The sequence below is a fragment of the Flavobacterium suncheonense GH29-5 = DSM 17707 genome (genome assembly GCF_000430025.1).
Lineage (GTDB): Bacteria > Bacteroidota > Bacteroidia > Flavobacteriales > Flavobacteriaceae > Flavobacterium > Flavobacterium suncheonense.
The window spans coordinates 1-1775 of sequence record NZ_AUCZ01000042.1; the positions used below are offsets into that span (position 1 = coordinate 1).

The window sequence follows — 1775 nt, forward strand, 5'->3', positions numbered from 1 at the left end:
TATTCTGAAAAAAGAGTCAATATCTAAGAAAAATACTAAATTTGAAAAACTGAAAACTAAATGACCTTGTTGCATTAAGGTCTTGAATCCACCACCGACTAAAAAAGAGTTAATTACAAAGAAAACTTAAAATTTCATTAATGGAAAATTGGATAGAATATATTGATTTGAAATTTTCAGAGTATGAAAAAATTAATTCACACGAAAACAAAAACGGCTTTTATCCAAGCAGAGTTTATAAAATAAACGGAACATATATTGAGTTTGAGTTTGACGGAATAACTAAACTAAAAAAAATAGAATGTGGAAAATATTGGACTATCGACAATGCAGAATATATTAGTAACGCAAAAGCAGTTTTTGAACAATCAAAAAATAATTTTATAATGTTTTTGCAAACTTCATTTGACGGCGAAAATGGAACTGAATATGAACTTAACTTTACTTCTGAAAACATAAAAAAATTAGACCAATTTTTAAAACTGCCTATCGAATCTGGATGGATTGAAAAACTTTATAAATATAAAAATGGTGCTTATAAAATAGAAATTGAGAACTTATCCAATGATTTTGAAATTAATAATTGTGAAATTATTTTGTTAGACATTGCGGAACAAGATTTACCTTTTGTTGGCGATAAATTATCTAGAAAAATCAATACTTTCTTTATCGACAAATTTGCAAAAAAAGAAAATATAAAAGTAGAAATAACAGAAGTGAAACCAATTGAGAATAAAAAAACGAACGCCTAACAGCGGTTTGCTTCAATGGCTATTTCCGGATTTTCCTACGAAAAATCCGCTGCTGAATGGAATGTTTTGTTATATTTGTAATGGCTTGGTGTTGGTGCAACGCCACTGAGAGCAAGCCGCAGAACGTTATAAGCTATTCTACAAAACATGAGAGAATTAATTGTCTTTTTCATCTTCTTAAGTTTTTTTGGTTGTAAAAAAAAATCATCAATTACATCTCAGGTTAGTATTGATTCCATTTTTGTAGCTGAAAAATTTAATCCTTCAAAAATTTATAGCGATTCTATCAGCTTATACTATAAAGGCAAATCAATTTTACAAATAGGACAAAGCACAGAAAAATTAGAAAAAAGTCTCTCCTTTCGTCCAGATCCAAATTTAAAACATCAAAACTATTGGCCTTATATTATTGACTATTTATCAACTGATGATTTTTATACGATAAAGCAAACAGAAGGGTCAATAAATGGAATAATTTTTTTTTCCACAAATGTGGAAAAAAAATTTTTGCAGTTAACGGTAGTTGGACATTAGATATTCCAAATACTGAAAATGCAAAGAAAGAAGCTTTACAAACAATTACAACTAAAATATTTCCATGCTTAGCTAACAAACTAGATTTTGTAGAGCAAATAAAGACGGAAATTGAGCATACTGATTTTAAAGAACTATTTGAATTAAGTCCACCAAAGTTCCCCAATAATTTTTGGGTCTTAAAATATGAAGTTAAATTAAAGAACAGCTTATAACAACGGTTTTATGCAATGGCGGCAACAGTGCATAATGGAAAGAACAGAAATCAAAAGTCTTTACTTCTCTTCTACTTTTTTCTTTCTAACTTTTCGGTATATTTGTAAACATCAGTAACAAAAATCCGCCACTGACATAAAGCCGGTGGGCGTTGTAAGTGATTTTGACCCAAAATCGAGGAAATACAATATGAATATTTTGAAAATTAATTATATTTATTAACCAAACAACGTTCCAACTATGAAGAAAAAACTCAAAAAACTGTTTTATCTT

Annotated in this window: 2 protein-coding genes; both read left to right on the plus strand. The window is 28.6% G+C overall.

Going from position 1 to position 1775, the window contains the following annotated elements; genetic code table 11:
• Positions 1-140 precede the first annotated feature (140 nt).
• On the plus strand, positions 141-752 hold the full coding sequence (locus G498_RS0110005) for a hypothetical protein (RefSeq protein ID WP_026981026.1): 612 nt from the start codon (positions 141-143) through the stop codon (positions 750-752).
• Between the two features lie 147 nt (positions 753-899).
• Positions 900-1286, plus strand: coding sequence for a hypothetical protein (locus G498_RS0110010; protein ID WP_026981027.1), 387 nt, complete (start codon positions 900-902; stop codon positions 1284-1286).
• The last annotated feature ends 489 nt before the right edge of the window (positions 1287-1775 follow it).

Excerpts from the sequence above, each read along its gene's own strand:
- G498_RS0110010 (WP_026981027.1), top strand. The coding sequence starts at position 900 with ATGAGAGAATTAATTGTCTTTTTCATCTTCTTAAGTTTTTTTGGTTGT.
- G498_RS0110005 (WP_026981026.1), top strand. The coding sequence starts at position 141 with ATGGAAAATTGGATAGAATATATTGATTTGAAATTTTCAGAGTATGAA.